Origin of the sequence: Peribacillus sp. FSL K6-5616 (genome assembly GCF_038008245.1) — a bacterium.
In the GTDB taxonomy this organism is placed as follows: Bacteria; Bacillota; Bacilli; order Bacillales; family DSM-1321; genus Peribacillus; species Peribacillus frigoritolerans.
On the sequence record NZ_JBBOYT010000001.1, the window covers coordinates 480,952 to 497,727 of the forward strand.

Annotated in this window: 16 protein-coding genes; 10 read left to right on the top strand and 6 right to left on the bottom strand. The window is 40.9% G+C overall.

The genetic code is table 11. The annotated features are described in order from the left end of the window. Nucleotides 1-13 precede the first annotated feature (13 nt). The 4 genes from MHB45_RS02295 to MHB45_RS02310 all read left to right on the top strand — a co-directional run bounded on the left by MHB45_RS02295 (nt 14) and on the right by MHB45_RS02310 (nt 2,424). Nucleotides 14-298: a hypothetical protein gene (locus MHB45_RS02295; RefSeq protein WP_340907282.1), complete on the top strand. Its 285-nt coding sequence runs from the start codon at nt 14-16 to the stop codon at nt 296-298. A gap of 11 nt (nt 299-309) precedes the next feature. Then, the gene (locus MHB45_RS02300) at nt 310-588 is read left to right on the top strand and encodes a hypothetical protein (protein WP_340907283.1); all 279 of its coding nucleotides are present in this window, start codon (nt 310-312) and stop codon (nt 586-588) included. Nucleotides 589-768: 180 nt separating this feature from the next. Then, nucleotides 769-1,623: a RhaT/GlcU family sugar-proton symporter gene (locus MHB45_RS02305; RefSeq protein ID WP_034315121.1), complete on the top strand. Its 855-nt coding sequence runs from the start codon at nt 769-771 to the stop codon at nt 1,621-1,623. A 15-nt stretch (nt 1,624-1,638) separates the two neighbouring features. Beyond that, the gene (locus MHB45_RS02310) at nt 1,639-2,424 is read left to right on the top strand and encodes an SDR family oxidoreductase (RefSeq protein ID WP_048689825.1); all 786 of its coding nucleotides are present in this window, start codon (nt 1,639-1,641) and stop codon (nt 2,422-2,424) included. 77 nt (nt 2,425-2,501) lie between these two features. Here MHB45_RS02310 and MHB45_RS02315 read toward each other — a convergent pair whose 3' ends face one another. Further along, entirely contained in the window at nt 2,502-3,047 is a 546-nt protein-coding gene (locus MHB45_RS02315) for an NADPH-dependent FMN reductase (protein ID WP_072272465.1), read from the bottom strand. 105 nt (nt 3,048-3,152) lie between these two features. After that, a complete protein-coding gene (locus MHB45_RS02320) occupies nt 3,153-4,118 on the bottom strand; it encodes a bile acid:sodium symporter family protein (RefSeq protein WP_202186230.1) in 966 nt (321 codons plus the stop codon). A 323-nt stretch (nt 4,119-4,441) separates the two neighbouring features. On the opposite strand from MHB45_RS02320, the gene MHB45_RS02325 reads away from it, so the two are divergent. From MHB45_RS02325 to cobT, 4 genes are all read left to right on the top strand, one after another. Then, nucleotides 4,442-4,858 (top strand): RrF2 family transcriptional regulator, encoded by a 417-nt coding sequence (locus MHB45_RS02325; RefSeq protein ID WP_048689820.1) that lies wholly within the window; start codon nt 4,442-4,444, stop codon nt 4,856-4,858. 114 nt (nt 4,859-4,972) lie between these two features. Continuing rightward, nucleotides 4,973-5,680 carry a nitroreductase family protein gene (locus MHB45_RS02330; protein ID WP_057275637.1) on the top strand — a complete coding sequence of 236 codons (708 nt, stop codon included), beginning with the start codon at nt 4,973-4,975 and terminating at the stop codon, nt 5,678-5,680. A 253-nt stretch (nt 5,681-5,933) separates the two neighbouring features. Beyond that, the gene (gene lepB, locus MHB45_RS02335; RefSeq protein WP_048689815.1) at nt 5,934-6,479 is read left to right on the top strand and encodes a signal peptidase I; all 546 of its coding nucleotides are present in this window, start codon (nt 5,934-5,936) and stop codon (nt 6,477-6,479) included. A gap of 129 nt (nt 6,480-6,608) precedes the next feature. After that, on the top strand, nt 6,609-7,655 hold the full coding sequence (gene cobT / locus MHB45_RS02340; RefSeq protein ID WP_081088517.1) for a nicotinate-nucleotide--dimethylbenzimidazole phosphoribosyltransferase: 1,047 nt from the start codon (nt 6,609-6,611) through the stop codon (nt 7,653-7,655). 86 nt (nt 7,656-7,741) lie between these two features. Here cobT and MHB45_RS02345 read toward each other — a convergent pair whose 3' ends face one another. Then, entirely contained in the window at nt 7,742-9,145 is a 1,404-nt protein-coding gene (locus MHB45_RS02345) for a sigma-54 interaction domain-containing protein (protein WP_048689811.1), read from the bottom strand. Between the two features lie 266 nt (nt 9,146-9,411). On the opposite strand from MHB45_RS02345, the gene MHB45_RS02350 reads away from it, so the two are divergent. Both MHB45_RS02350 and MHB45_RS02355 read left to right on the top strand, forming a co-directional pair. Continuing rightward, entirely contained in the window at nt 9,412-11,085 is a 1,674-nt protein-coding gene (locus tag MHB45_RS02350) for an alpha-keto acid decarboxylase family protein (protein WP_207117639.1), read from the top strand. A gap of 526 nt (nt 11,086-11,611) precedes the next feature. After that, nucleotides 11,612-11,812, top strand: a complete 201-nt coding sequence (locus MHB45_RS02355) for a hypothetical protein (protein ID WP_048689802.1) — start codon at nt 11,612-11,614, stop codon at nt 11,810-11,812. A gap of 823 nt (nt 11,813-12,635) precedes the next feature. Here the strand turns inward: MHB45_RS02355 and MHB45_RS02360 are convergent. From MHB45_RS02360 to MHB45_RS02370, 3 genes are all read right to left on the bottom strand, one after another. Next, nucleotides 12,636-13,820: a C40 family peptidase gene (locus tag MHB45_RS02360; RefSeq protein WP_081088518.1), complete on the bottom strand. Its 1,185-nt coding sequence runs from the start codon at nt 13,818-13,820 to the stop codon at nt 12,636-12,638. Between the two features lie 583 nt (nt 13,821-14,403). After that, nucleotides 14,404-15,027, bottom strand: a complete 624-nt coding sequence (locus MHB45_RS02365; RefSeq protein WP_048689799.1) for a DNA-3-methyladenine glycosylase — start codon at nt 15,025-15,027, stop codon at nt 14,404-14,406. A 115-nt stretch (nt 15,028-15,142) separates the two neighbouring features. Beyond that, a complete protein-coding gene (locus tag MHB45_RS02370; protein WP_048689796.1) occupies nt 15,143-16,708 on the bottom strand; it encodes an MDR family MFS transporter in 1,566 nt (521 codons plus the stop codon). Nucleotides 16,709-16,776: the final 68 nt, after the last annotated feature.

Sequence of the window (16,776 nt, forward strand, 5' to 3'; positions counted from 1 at the left end):
GGAAACGAATCGAATGCTGCTGCTGACCAGTTTTATGATAGTCATGGCTTATACAATTTACTTTTCTAAAAAAGCCCATCTGAAAAAAGATCATATTGGTGTTGGCCTTGGTAAATGCATGGTCATGATGTTAAGCATGACGACAAGTTTAACCTTAAGTTTAATGCTGTCATTCCTGATGCCCGGCAAGCTGGCGGTTTTAACCGTTCTAGCCATCGCAATATGTGCAGTGGCAGGTTTCATCATCGGAAGGCCATTCGGTTTAACAGCGGTTATGGAGTCTCTGTATCAACTCTGATGGGGGCAATGATGGGAGCCATGCTTGGGGTCATGCTGCCTCTTGATTCACAAACTTTCATGCTCGTTTCGATGGATCTGATTTACCTTTGCAGTATATTCATTGTGACTTTTTATATAAAAAGAGCGGGTGTAAAAGAGAAAAAAAGTGGGAGGGGGTTTACTCCTTTCTTTCTGACCCTCTTGTTCTTCATCATCATAATCGTAACGTCTGCCGTTTGGGAACGTGATTATTTCAAGGTTGGTGGAGATTCGGAAATGGACATGCAACATCATCAACATGGCGGGTAGCTGTTGCAAGAATATCAACACAAAAAGGGCTGCAGCAGCAGCCCTTTTTGTGTTGAACACTTTTTGGGGGAATCACTTCATAAAATTACCAAGGGTCATTTCAAATAATGCGAACATATTAAAAGAATACAAAATGTAATATCCTGCTTAGTTTTGTACTTACATATATGGGGGTTGAAAATGGATATATTATTAGCTCTCTTGCCGGCATTATTCTGGGGAAGCATCGTTTTATTTAATGTGAAACTCGGGGGTGGACCCTATAGTCAAACACTAGGTACAACGATTGGCGCCTTGATTTTTTCAATTGGTGTTTATATTTTTGCCGATATTAAGCTGTCACTTTTGGTGTTTGGTGTCGGAGTCGTATCTGGATTGTTTTGGGCCGTTGGACAAGCTAATCAGCTTAAGAGCATTGATTTAATGGGAGTTTCTAAAACGATGCCGATTTCAACAGGATTACAGCTCATTTCAACCACTTTATTCGGGGTCATAGTTTTTAACGAATGGTCTACAATGAAAGCGATTATTTTAGGCGTTTTGGCATTGATCTTCATTATTATAGGAATCATCTTGACCTCCTTGGAAGATAAAGAATCGAAAGAGGGCAAGTCGGGAAACTTGAAGAAAGGAATTGTTATTCTCCTCATCTCGACATTCGGTTATTTGGTTTATGTGGTCGTGGCCCGTCTTTTTGATGTTGATGGATGGTCAGCGTTGTTCCCTCAAGCGATCGGGATGGTGATAGGCGGTCTGTTATTGACTTTTAAACATAAACCATTTAACAAATATACGATTCGCAATATCATTCCGGGATTGATATGGGCTGCAGGGAACATGTTTTTATTCATTTCCCAGCCACGTGTGGGAGTGGCCACTAGTTTTTCACTTTCGCAGATGGGCATAGTCATCTCAACTCTTGGCGGGATTTTCATTTTACGTGAAAAGAAAACGAAGCGCCAACTAATTGGAATCGTAATTGGGATTATCTTGATCATCATAGCTGGGATTATGCTGGGATTGGCAAAAAGTTAATTGGAGGGTGATTACATGTATACAGATTTAGAAGGTAAGGTCGTGGTCATAACCGGATCATCCACTGGTTTAGGAAAAGCGATGGCCATTCGCTTTGCTAAGGAAAAGGCAAAGGTCGTGGTTAATTATCGCACTAAATCAGAGGAAGCGGATAGTGTAATGGAAGAAATCAAAACAAATGGCGGGGAAGCCATTGCAGTAAAAGGCGATGTCACCGTTGAAGAAGATGTTATTAACCTTGTTCAATCAGCGATAAAGAATTTCGGGAAACTCGATATATTCATCAATAATGCAGGGATTGAAAATCCGGTTCCATCTCACGAGATGCCGTTAAGCGACTGGAATAGGGTAATCGATACTAACTTAACGGGGAATTTCTTAGGCTGCCGCGAAGCTATCAAGTATTTTGTCGAGAACGATATTAAAGGGAATGTAATTAACATGTCCAGTGTACATGAGATGATTCCCTGGCCTTTATTCGTTCACTATGCAGCTAGCAAGGGCGGGGTGAAGCTGCTTACGGAAACTCTGGCTCTTGAATATGCACCAAAAGGGATCCGCGTGAACAGCATTGGTCCCGGAGCCATCGCCACGCCAATAAATGCCGACAAGCTTGAAGATCCCGAAAAGAAAAAGGACCTTGAAAGCATGATTCCGATGGGGTATATCGGAAAGCCTGAAGAAATTGCCGCGGTTGCTGCATGGCTGGCATCTTCAGAGTCCAGCTATGTAACGGGCATCACTTTATTCGCTGACGGAGGAATGACAAAATACCCTTCATTCCAAGCGGGTAGAGGATGAGGTTTGATTAATTCCTCTTAAATGATGCAACAAGAATCCCAGCAGGATCAAGCCTGCTGGGATTCTTGTGTAAAGCATTAACGAGTATGATGATTATACCAGCTAATGAAATTATCGACGACCGTATCGATAAACTGGACAGTCGACTCATGTATAAGGCTGCCTTCGTTATCGATTTTGTCATGCACTGCACCAACATATACTTCATTCCCAGGAAGGAGTGGGGAGGAGATACCTATTGCGAATAAGATTTCACGCAAATGCAATTGAGCTTTTACCGTCCCTAATTGCCCCATTGACGCACCCATGATCCATGATGGTTTGCCGATCAAGACTTTATCGACACGTGATAACCAATCAATTGCATTGCCCAATACACCTGGAATCGTCCCGTTGTATTCAGGTGTTACCCACAAGACTGCATCTGCTTCGGCCACTTTGCTTTTAAATTCTTTTACAACCAATGGAGGATCATTTTCAATATCTTGATCATAAAAAGGTAAATCCCGAATGTTCAAGATTTCGAGATCAAATCGATCTTGATATCTAGTTTGAATATATTTGGCAAGCTTAAGGTTGTATGACTCTTTACGGATACTTCCCACTATGGCAACAACTTTCATCTCCAATACCTCCAATGATTTTATAATGGATAATCATGTAAATGTTCCACTTACCTATTATAATAGGAATGTAATTGAAAGGGAAAAAGGATGCTTGGAAAATAATCATTCGGCGGATGGCCCTTCAATCACACCACGATGAAAATGCTTTTCCATGACATAGCCAAAAAAGGAGGCAAGCATTTGTTGAAACAGCATGCCAAGTACAACGGGTACCGCAACGGTAGCAGGGAAATAGGTGGTTGCAAGAACGGCTCCAGCACTGATGTTTCGCATACCGCCTGTAAATGTCAAGGTGATGATATCCGCCTTTTCCCATCTTAAACATGCACCGACCATCCAAGAAAGGGCATAACCTGAAGCGGCTATGAACAAAACCAAGAAGGCCATGATCATTATTTTCTTATCGAAATGGGTTAAGTAAGGCGCAATTTTTGAACTGTTCAATATGACTACGATTCCAACGCTTATCTTGGAGAATGGAGCTAATCGGGGAGATAGTGTATTTTGTATCTTTCCTTTTGTAGCCTGATTCAAGAACATGGCAAGCATGGAGGGAAGAACGACCATTCCGATTAATCCTTTCACTATCGACCCCAAATCCATTTCGATCGAACCGCCTCCGAAAAGGGAAATACTGTATGGGACGATGAATGGCGAGAGTAGGGTGTCGATTAAGATGATGGTTAGGGCAAGTATGGCATTACCCTTATAAATGGATACCCAGATCATACTGGTGACACCGGTTGGAATCACTACAGCGAGGACTAGGCCGGTAATTGTGAAAGCATCACCATGAAACACTAAATGACCGAGGCCAAAAGCCCAAATTGGCATAAGCATATGAAGGATGATCAATACGATGAAAACGGGTAAAGGGTGGGTGACTGCCTGTTGCAGGGATTTAAAGTTAGAGCCTAAACTCCCGGAAAATGTAATGAAGGCAAATATCCATGGAACAAGAAAGGTATAATCCATTAGATGTTCGGACAATAATACCCCAATAATCACGCTTATCGGCGTGATGAGAGGCATGACTTTATCGAGTTGTTCATTTATTGTTTTCAGCATCATTCATCCACTTCCTCATCCATTCTATTAAGTAAGTTTACCATATTCCAAAACATATAATTTGTAAGACAAGAATTTTGTCAATTTATTTTTTGGAAATGGTGAAATGCATTTAATGTAAGACTATATAAAATTGGCCAAGTGGGATGCTAATATATCCATTCTTTTTGTGTTCTCTATTACTTTCACTGCTATAAAACAAAAAGGGTTGCAAGCTTTCCCTGATGGATGGTTTTATAAGGAGGTTTTTAGGCAGGATTGTTCGATGCAGCGTTGTATATTCAATGAAAAATAGTTTAAAGTAGAGGAGAGAGGTGAATGAAATGTCAGAAAAGGTTTCCAGTATAATGTGGTTTAGTCTTGCAGTACAAGCCCTGCTTGTTCTTGCTGATCATGATGGATTATGCAATAGTAATAAATTGGCCGTTAAGCTTGATTCGGAGTCAGGTTTTCTTAGAAAAATATTAAGTAATTTAGTGAAGGCAGGGCTGATTCAAGCGAAGGAAGGAAGAGATGGGGGATATTCACTTGCCAAAAATCCCGAACAAATCATTCTTGCAGATATATACTCTGCAATTAAATCCGAACCTTTTTCAAAAGGCTTTCTTGATGTGAATGCTAAAAAATGCTTTCAACCATCTTCCCGCGAAGCTTTATGCGGCTTGAAAAACGAGATGGAGAGCTGGATTATACAAGGCTTGGAACAAAAGACGATTGCTGATTTACTATCAAAATCTTAATGTGAAAAACGAAACTGACAAGGTTTCGTTTTTCTTAAACTGTATTTGACAAAAGAACAGTATGCGTTATATACTGTTCCTGTAATAATTACAGTTAAATGGAGGTCATTATCAATGACAAAAAATATAATGAGTAAAGAAGAGTACCTGAATAAAGCGAAAGAATTGAATGTACCGCTTGAAAAGCCGAAAGTCCTTAATGATACGGATTTCATTACGGTAGCAAAAGAACGGAGATCTGTTCGCCAGTACGATGCTGAATACGTGATGACTGAAGAGGAAATTCGTGAAATCCTGGAGATTGCGATTCAAGCGCCGTCTTCTTCCAACTTACAGCCATGGAGATTCCTTGTGATTCAAGATAAGCAAACCCAACAAGAATTGCTACCCATCGCAAATAACCAACAACAAATCGTCGATGCATCTGCTGTCATTGCCGTTTTAGCTGATATAGAAGGTTACAAAAATGCAGAACGGATTTATGGTGAATTGGTCAATAAAGGGATCATGAAGAATGAAATCAAAGAGCCATATGTAGCCTCTATTCTGCATAATTACGGCAACTTTTCCGCTGAGAAGGCTTTAAGCGTAGCCATGATTGACGGTGGCTTGGTTTCCATGCAGATCATGTTGGCTGCAAAAGCAAAAGGATACGATACAGTCCCAATGGGAGGGTTCGATGAAGCCAAATTTGTGGATGCGTTCAATGTACCGGAAAACTTCAAACCTGTCATGTTGATTTCCCTTGGAAAAGGAACTAAAGCAGGATTTGAAAAAGTCCGTTTGCCACTCGATACTATATTGACTTGGAATAAATTCTAAGGAACAAACTAAGAAAGAGGATAGCTAAAATCGCTATCCTTTTTCTCATGGTTTGAGATTGGCTCTGAAAAATCATTTATTCTCGCGAGCGATAAATGAATGTGTTACAATTTTTCCAGATATTTCTTTGAAATGTCTCCTCTAAAAATCACCGACCGGCAAATTAAGCTAATGAATTCCTTTTGGCGCTGCTAGCCAAAATACAGCAATTATCGTGGGTTTAGCCGTTGACAATGGATGGGAGGGAGTCCGTATGAAGAATATGAAAAGTGAAGTGTTCTCGTGGTTGAAAGCTATCTTATTCGCTTTAATGATCGTGTTCATTTGCCAACAGTTTTTATTTACGCCAGTCACGGTAAAAGGTGAATCAATGGAGCCGACTTATGAAAATGATGACCGGATCGTGGTAGCTAAAATCGGAAAGCCGGAGCGCTTCGATATGGTCGTATTTTATGCTCCGGACGCGGAAGAGAATTATATAAAAAGGGTGATCGGATTACCAGGGGACAGCGTCGAAATGAAAGATGATGTCTTATATATCAATGGGAAAAAGTATAAAGAACCATATTTGAATACAAAAAAAGGAGAAATTCCACCTGAAGAGAATCTGACGGAGAATTTCACCCTAAGTGATTTACTCGGGAAATCCAAGGTACCTGTCGGTCATTTATTTGTCATGGGGGATAATCGAAGGAATAGTTGGGATGGAAGAAGATTTGGTTTTATTTCTGAAAAATCACTTGTGGGCAAAGTGAAATTTCGTATCTACCCTTTAAATGAAATGGGAGTGCCGAAGTAAAAGGATTACAGCGAATTCAAGTGAAAGCCTAGATGATAATGATATGGACTAAGTTGTATTTATAGCAGATGATGGATAAGAACCTTTTCCTATTGGTAAGGTTTTTATTTTGGATTGTGGGGGATTAATATGAAGAATGGTTTATCTGCCATTTCCATCCCGATGCTGGATGAAGAAATGGGACGTCAGGTTAAAGGACATGTCGATTCGCTGACGGTTCCTCAAGGAAGCTTAGGACGGCTTGAAGAATGGATAATTGAACTGGCCAAGATGACAGGGGAGGCATTTCCGGACATTTCGAAACCGGGGGTGATCGTGTTTGCAGCCGACCATGGAATTACGGAAGAAGGGGTTTCTGCGTATCCAAAAGAAGTGACGGAACAAATGGCACTTAATTTCCTGAATGACGGTGCTGCCATCAATGTATTAAGCCGTGCGATAGATGCTTACTTGGACATTGTCGATATAGGGATCGATGCAGATATCGAAGCACCGGGGTTAACTTCCAGAAAAGTCCGTAATGGAACTAGAAACTTTTATAAGGAAGAAGCTATGACAAAGGAAGAAGTAAATCAAGCACTTGACATTGGATATGACCGTGCAGAGAAAATGATTGCCCGTGGTGTGAACTGCCTGATTCTTGGTGAAATGGGAATCGGAAATACGACATCCAGTACCGCCATCATCTCCATCATAAGCGGGAAAAGCGTCGAATCACTAGTGGGGCAGGGAACAGGATTGAAGTCAGAAGGCATTTTACATAAGAGAAGAATAATTGAAGAAGCGATTTCATTAAGAAATCCTAATCCTGATGATCCAATCAACATTTTGATGAATATCGGTGGATTCGAAATTGCAGGTATGGCAGGGGCCATGCTTGCTGCAGCGAATAACCGTATCCCCATTCTTGTTGATGGTTTCATAACAACAACGGCTGCTGTATTGGCAAACCTGATTTCCGGACGTGCAGCCGATTATATGTTTGTTGGACATCGATCTGCAGAACCTGGTCATAGAGCGGCCATAGAACTGCTTGGCAAGGAACCGATCCTCGACCTGGGAATGAGAATCGGGGAAGGAACAGGGGCTGCCCTGTCATACCCCATTCTCAAGGCAGCGACATTGGTCATTAAAGAAATGGCAACATTTGAATCTGCTGGCGTGTCAAATAAGTAAGGAAAAGGAGACCTCGATACGCTGGTCTCCTTTTTATACAGGTAAAAAAAGTGGATACTGCATTGGAACATTCTTCCATCCCCCTGTTATTTAATGGGCAGATGATCTTTATATTTCTTCATTTTCCTGACGACGGAAGGCTGGCTGATACCTAAGAATTTAGCCATTTCATATGTGGACTTGCATTGTTTACTCGCTTTCATCATCATCCATTTTTCGACTTGTTCGAGGGCGGTATTGAGATCACTATCATCAACCATCATATTGTCGATCATTAGGGTATCATCTATTTTCTCCAAAGATTCTTGTCCATGAAAATGGGAGGGGAGAAAGCCTGGGAAAATGATGGAGTCTTCCGAGGTCAAAATGAGCCGTTCAATCAGGTTTTCCAATTCACGCACGTTTCCTGACCATTTATGCTGAATCAGTATTTCGTAAGTGGAAGGGTGCAATTTCTTATCCGACTTGTATTTCTTATTGATGATTTCGAGATTATGATTGATTAAGATGGCAATGTCTTCTTTTCTTTCGCGTAACGGCGGTATTTGGATGGGAATCACATTTAAGCGATAATACAAATCGAGCCTGAATGTTCCCTTCTCCACCATATCCTCAAGGTTTTGATTGGTTGCCGTCACAAGCCGGAAATCAATCTTATGCTCTTTTTTCCCTCCCACTCTTTTAAAGGTCTTCTCTTGCAGGACATTTAATAACTTCACTTGCATATCGAGGGGAAGCTCCCCGATTTCATCCAGAAATAAGGTTCCGTTATCTGCTTGTTCGATCAGCCCTTGCTTCCCCTGCTTCTGCGCTCCGGTGAAGGATCCCGCTTCATATCCAAACATTTCCGATTCAAAGAGACTTTCTGGGATGGTACTGCAGTTGACTTCGATGAATGGCTCTTTGCTGCGGTAACTCTGGTTGTGCAGCCGGCGGGCGAATACGCTCTTTCCCACACCGGATTCCCCAAGAAGCATGACTGTCGCATCCGTTTTGGAAACACGGTGTATCGTTTTGGCGATTTGCCGCATTTCCTTGCTGCGATAGATCAACTCCTCCTGTTCCCTAAGTTCCTCGACCTCCGATTGGTATTCTTGAATCTTTTTCTCCAATTGACCGTACTGATCCTGGAGGTTCCTGATTTCAGTTTGATCTTGGGCATAGCTGACGACTCGAATCAATTCACCATCATCATCAAAGATGGGATAGGCAGTCGACATGACGATTTTTCCCGTCTTCGTTTGCTGCATGATCTGGATAGGCGTTTTCTCTTTCAATACCATGGCGGAAATCGAAGGTGAAAGGATTCCTTCCGTTTCGAGCTGGTAAACGGATTTTCCAAGGTAATGTTCCGGTTCGATTCCATATATCCACCAATGGTTAGGATTCGTGAATAAAATGAATCCTTTTTCATCGGTCACGGTAATATTATTATTGGATGTGTTGATAATGCATTCCAAAACTCTTTTGACGTTGTTATCACTCATCATTTTCCCCCTTATCCACTGTGCCGGTGATTCAAATATAAATCAAAAACAGAAGCGAAATCAAGAATTTTCAGATATTTCGATTTGGAATTGAATCATTTTTTATAAGAATCATGCCTGGGATAGTCTCACTCATTTCATTCATCAAAGCTAAAACTAGAGTAATAGAGACGCCACCCACATTAAAGTAGATGGATACTTATACGGTTAACCTACTTATGTTTGGGTATAAATAAAGTAGAGAGTAATCGATTGAAGGAGTGATTGACTTGGCTGAAAACACAACCTTGGGACAATATTTATACGACTGCTTAAAAGCAGAAGGCATTACAGAGATTTTTGGTGTGCCCGGAGACTATAATTTCTCATTGCTAGATACTTTGGAAGATTACGATGGGATTGAGTTTATTAATGGACGAAATGAACTTAATGCTGGATACGCAGCGGACGCATATGCCCGGGTGAAGGGCATGTCGGCACTGATAACCACCTTTGGTGTCGGTGAAATGAGCGCATGTAATGCAATCGCTGGAGCGTACAGTGAAAATGTGCCGCTCATCCATATTGTCGGCTCGCCAAAGACCATGATGCAACAGGAAAAGGAGCTTGCCCACCATACGTTAATGGATGGAGATTTTGATGTTTTCCGTAAGGTTTATGAGCATATTACCGGTTATACAGCAATACTTACACCAGAAAACGCAGCTAGGGAGATACCGGCTGCAATCCAAATCGCGAAAGAAAAGAAAAAGCCCGTTTATTTGGTGGTGGCTATCGATCTCGTTGAAAAACCATTGCTTTCTCACGGTAAGACATCAGAAAACATGACCAAAACGAATGTCGATGCTTTGCAGTCTGCAGTGAAGCATATAAAAGGCATGTTAGAACATGTAAATAAAGCCGTTCTGCTTGTCGACGTGAAAACACTTCGTTATAACTTGCAGAAACCCGTACTGCAGCTCGCTGAGAGGTTAAATGTTCCAGTTGCTTCATTGATGCAGGGGAAAAGCGGGTTTGATGAGAGTCATCCCCAGTATATTGGTGTATACGGCGGAGCTTTCGGAAGTAAGGATGTAACTGAGACTGTTGAAGAAGCGGATTTGATCATAGCCGTTGGTGCTGTTTGGTCAGACGTCAATACTTCCAAAGGTACAGCAAAGCTTAACCCGTTGAAAATGGTGGAAATACAGCCTGACACATTAAAAGTGGGGGAAGCCAGTTATATGAATGTCAAGGCGGAGGAAATACTAAATGCGCTCCAGGACATTGGCTACCGTCAGAACGAATCTGTCGGAAACATCTCGTTTCCGTATGACACAATGGTGGAAGACCCGTCAGCACCACTGAAAGCGACTTCCTATTATCCTCGAATTCAGCAAATGTTGAAGGAGAATGATATTGTGGTCACGGAAACAGGAACATTCTCTTATGGCATGTCACAGGTCAGATTGCCGAAAGGGGCGACCTACATAGCCCAGGGAGGCTGGCAAAGCATTGGTTATGCGACGCCCGCAGCTTTCGGTGCTTGTATAGCGGATAGAAACCGGCGTGTTCTTTTGTTTACCGGGGACGGATCGATACAGCTGACAGCACAGGAAATAAGCTCGATGCTGGAGAACGGCTGTAAGCCCATCGTGTTTATCCTCAACAATAGCGGCTATACGATAGAAAAATTCTTAAACGTAAAAGTCGATATAGAAAAACAGAAATACAACGAGATACCAGAGTGGAATTATACAAAACTGGCTGAAGCATTTGGTCAAGAGGCATTCACAGCAAGAGTCGAGACGAATGGTGAACTGGATGAAGCCATTACAAATGCCCAAGATATGAACGCCGATAAACTTTGCCTTATAGAACTGGTCGTGAAAGATCAAATGGATGCACCGGATTATTTGAAAAAAATACGGCAGTACCTTGAAGAGCAAGAGAAACTAAAGTAATTCCATGTTCGAAATGCACTCACCCCTGATTAAACACTAGAATATACTTTAATGTTTTGTTTAGAAACCTCACTAGATTGAAGAATTATGAAATACTCCTGCCGAATAACTGGCTAGCCGAGACATCACAGGCGCTTGCTTTGAGGTGGCTTGGCAGAAAGCCGGCGGAAAGGGAGCGGATTTCTGGAATCGACTGAAATGTTTTTGAAAGAAAAAAGCTCAGGCAAACTTACTCTTCCTATTAGTATACTTTCTGAAAAGGTCTTCTGTGATGAAGGCCTTTTTTTTGTTGGAAATTATATCTGGACGGCCCGATCAAGGACAAGAATGCAAGTTGAAAAAGTAAACAGGATATATCCAGAACGACAATACCAATATTGGTAACTGTCATTTCAAAATTGAAACCAAGAATTTAAAAACTAAGAGTATTATGAAAATATCATGAAGTAATAGGAAAAATATTTTTCCTTAGCAGAGAAAACCATTCTTTCCCGGCTAGCAATCTGTAGAGAAGGAGATCCAAAAAATGCGTAAAAATGTATCATTAGCGCGGTTAATAGAGTCGAATAAAGAAAATCTCAACAATAATCAGATGTTCATAGATCTTATAGAAGAAAAAGTCCATAGAAAGCAAGTTGAAATGCAGGAAAGACATCTAACAAAACAGGCAGGTGAGGGAAATGTTATTAAGAAAGGCTTGGTTATTGCAACAAATGATAACCTATGATAGAAAAAAGAAGGATGAAATAGGCCAACGAATGGAATTATCAAGCTTTGAAGGAGTCCATATCAGTAATCAACTGAATTATGCGATTGTGGAAATGCAAAGGTTAATACGCGAGTGAGGATGGAAGCTGCTTCTGTAGCATACATCAAAATTATATTTTTATTGCTCTTTGACATATCAAATCACCTCTGCCATATCACACGACAATACGAGTAAGTGTGGTGAAAATATTTGCAATCAATTAGTGCTTTTATTCCTTTAACTATGATAATTGTTGTAGCAATTTTTATAGGGATCATAATAAGTTTGCTAAAAAAATAGAAAATAGTTAGAGACTTAGGTTCTAAAAAGAGAATTAGTCTATAAGGAAAAACAGCATATCAACTTGATGTGCTGTTTTTCCTTATATTAGGGAATAATAACAAATAACATAATTATCTGGATTTTACTAGTCTGACAAGTTTTTAATTCCAGTACATTAATAAATGATACAGACAAATAAAAAAGCCATTCCCATATTAAAAGGTTGCACCTTTAACGGAAATGACTTTCACCCTGTTTCACAACTTTAAACAGACGGGAACAGGTAAAATAACAAATGGGGTGGAGTATTCAAAAGCAGGCCTTTTGCTTTTGTTTTTTGGAAAGAAAGAACAGTCATACTAATGAATATATGACCGATTTTTATCCAAAGGAAGGGGAGAAGGGGTATAAGCCCTACCACCAGTTGGCGGCTATTTTACATTATGATACGCAAAAAAGCGTGTATGATATTTTATCAAGCCACGCTTTTTTGCTCTTTATCGTTTACTGTCATCATCATTTAGTTAAGAACTCGGACCGCCTTCACAAAGCTAGGTCCCCAGTAGGAATTGTTAATGTTAGCGTAGGAAACACCTTTAGATGTCGAAGCATTCAGCATTTGGCCGTTACCGGCATAAATTCCTACATGATTGATTACTCCATCATTATTGGTATCGAAAAATACTAAATCCCCTTTTTGCAGGGCTTTCGAGGATACAGCTGTACCAACGTGTGATTGGGCCACTGAATTTCGAGGCAAGGAAATACCTGCACTTTGGAATGCCCTTAATGTGAAAGAAGAGCAATCAAATACGTCAGTGCGTGAAGTGCTCGCACCGTAAACATACTTGGCTCCCATGTATTTGGCGCCAGCTGCCAAAACTTGATCTACTTTGGTGGATTTGGACGGTTTATTACTTGCAGATGCAGATGCAGATGCCGAGGCCTTCCCTGAAACACGGATGGTTTGGCCGATACGAATACGATCTGAATTAGAAATATTAGGGTTTATTTTAAGTAAGGCACTAAGGGAAAGGTTATATCTTTTAGCGATTGTTGATAAGGAATCCCCTAATTTAACGACATAAACGTCTGTTGTATTTTTACTTTTATCCGGATTGCTGGTAATGGCATTAACCTTCAAGACCTGGCCGGGAAAAATGAGAGTGCTAGTCAAATGGTTTATAGACTTTAATTGTTGGACAGTCATATTATTGACTCTGGCAATTTTGCCCAGTGTATCGCCGGATTTGACTTTATATGTAGCATTTGAACTGTTTTTAGCCGTAGAGCTGGATCCAGAGGCTTGTCCGGAAACCCGGATGGTTTGGCCAATATATATCCGGTCCGAATTAGAAATATTAGGGTTTAATTTAAGCAGGGCACTAACGGATACATTATATTTATTGGCAATTTTAGATAAAGAATCCCCAAGTTTAACCACATATTTTTCGGTTTTATCTTTACTTTTATCTGTACGGTTGTTAAGAGTATTAAATTTCAAGACTTGGCCGGGAAAAATAAGGTTACTAGTCAAATGGTTTTGAGATTTTAAGTGCTGGACAGTTGTATTATTGGCTTTAGAGATTTTATCTAGGGTGTCCCCTGATTTAACTTGATAAGAACCAGCATAAGCAGAAGTGCCGGCGATTAGGGTACCTATAATGGTCCCCGCAAGAATGAAAGAGTTTTTAGAATTGTTCATTTAGGAAAGTTCCTCCTGATGTGGTAAAAAAATATCTAGCATTTATATTATAAAGGTATGGAATATAAAAAACATGGCCCATATCAATAAAATTCAACTTTTTCATCATTTTTCGGGTTATTCTGTTACAGGAAAATGGGAGTCTGGTACATTGGGTGGGTTCATTGGAGTATAAGGGGACCAAATCTTGGAATTTTGCATAAATGGATAGCTAGTAAACTCAAAAGAGCATTTCGTATAATGGAAGTTTGAGTTACGGTAATTAAAAGAAAGGTAAGAATAATAAATCCTTACCTTTCCGTGATTAATTTTTTAATTTTGTACGTAGGGGGCATCAGGCTCACGATTTTACTATGTGATGAAACTTTGAGTAGGGGAATGGTTTTCTTGAATGGCTAATTAAATATGGATTTCATACTAACATTTAGATATTATTACCGGGGTAATTGGCTGGAAACCTAAAGCTTTCATTCACTACTTTTTGATATATCGGAATGCTTACGGACATAGTTAAATCCCCTCAAAGTTGTGTAACATCCACAGAGTTTATACAGTTCACTTAGAGGGGGTAACATCACGGAGACTATTTTGGTCCCCTGTTTTTAATTAAGTTCTTACGGGATATATATGGATTGTCGGTAACCCAGAATCGCCAAGGGTAATCTTTTGCTTCCCCGGAGTTGTCGATTCCGACGCGGGGACCGCTGGATATGTGGCCAGGCTTTTTTCCTGCAGCCAGATAAAGCGGAGGGGCCGTAAAAGATCGACCATAATCATCCATGGTGATGCCTAGTGCCTTTGTTAGCTTCCCTGGTCCATCGGTCCATTTACGAATATCGGCAATTCCGCGTCTTTCCTGCATTAACTCGAGACCTGAATACGGTTCAATCGCGCGAATTAAAATGGCTTCCGGATTTTCAGGTCCGCCGCTTACGACATTAACCAGTGTATGTGTGTGCATGACGTATGTATAGATCAAACCGGAATTTCCGAACATCACTTCCGTCCGTTTTGTCCGTCTATTTCCAAAACTATGTGCGGCCCTGTCCCCAGGTCCAATATAGGCCTCTGTTTCAACAATGAATCCAGAAGCGGTTCCATCCGCTGTTTCTTTTACGATCAGGCAGCCAAGAAGGGATTTTGCCAGTTCAAGCGTGGGCTGCTGATAAAAATCTGCAGGCAAAATTGAATCGTTTATCTTGTTCATAGTATCACCCCATTTAGTCTCATATAGGTAAAATTCCCTTATCAATGAAAAAGAAACATAGGATTGAAGGGATGAAAAAGGCCGGCTGATTATATCAGCCGGTCCCAAGCATATTTTAGCCTAATTCTTTTTCCGTTTCTTGATCTCTTTTGATTCGGCCCGAACCCACGGAAAGTGCCACTAATATCCCTGCGGAAACAAAAAAGATACCGGTGATGAAAACACTGGAGAATGCATCGATCCAAGCATTTTCTATCGTTTTTACAAGGACATTGCTGACTTCTGCGGGCATTTTAAGGTTTTCAGGATAAAGCATGATGTTGAATAACGTATCCGTTTTATCGGCTAATGCTTTCAGTGCTTCATGCAATATAGGGTCCTTTTGACTTACGACCGCATCATCCATATTTTGCTGGAGATTGTGATTCATGACAGCATTCAAAATCGTGATGCCCATCGTTCCACCTATTGATCGGAAGAAAGTTGAAGCCGCTGTAACCGACCCGAGCTGCGATTTTGGAAATTCGTTTTGAACGGCAATCATCAATGTCGGCATGACAAGCCCCATACCTATCCCAAGGATGGCCATGAATGAGTACGCAGTGAATATAGTCGTACTGCCGTCCATCGTACTCATTAGGAAAAAGCCAAGTGTCGCAAAGGCCATTCCAAAGGTAAGCACGGTACGAAAACGGAATTTCAAAAGTAACCGCCCGCCAATGATGCTGGAAAGAATCATACCGATCATCATTGGAGTCATGGTCGATCCCGCTTTTGTTGGTGAAACTCCCAAAACGCCTTGCATGAACAGCGGGACGAACATGATTGCCCCAAACATGCCAAGGCCAAGCAGAAATCCTAAAATATTCGTGGTGGAAAAAACTCTATTTTTAAAGAGGGATAAATCAAGGATCGGTTCGACCGCTCTTCTTTCAAAAATGATGAATAGGACAATGAAGACAATGGTGCTGCCGAAAATCAAGATAGATTCCAGTGATAACCATTCAAATTTATCACCACCGAAGGTCAAGCCAAGCAATAACAGGACAATACCAGGAATCAAGGTGAAGATCCCTAGATAATCGATATTCACTTTCTCGGTTTTCCTTATCGCTTCATGTTTCAATCCTACATAAATCAAAATGGCCGATAGTAAGCCCGTCGGTACATTGATCAAAAAGATCCAATGCCAGCTGATATGGTCAACGATCAGGCCGCCCAGAAAAGGACCGATGACAGAACTTAATCCAAAAAGGGCTCCGAATACACCCTGCCATTTGGCTCTTTGTTCCGCAGAGAATATATCGCCGATGATTGTTTGGGATAAAGGCATGATCATTCCGCCGCCGATTCCCTGCAGACCTCTGTAGATGATCAATTGCTCCATCGAAGTGGCTGTGGCACATAAAAACGAACCGATCGTAAATATGATTGTGCCAAGCAGATAAAGGGAACGCCTGCCATATAAATCAGATAGCTTTCCAACAATGGGTACAACAGTCGTTGAGGCTATTAAATAGGCAGTCGTTACCCATGCAAAGATGGTGAAACCATTCAATTCCCCGATAATTGTCGGCATGGCCGTACCGACAATCGTCTGTTCCAATGAACTGAAAAACATTCCTATGATCAATCCTGTTAAGACAAGCCTGGTATTGACCGCTTTTTTTTCCATTTGCATAGCATTTCTCCATTTCTATAACTGTATTTCTTATTCGTTTGTGACTAATAGGTCAAAATTATAAATCT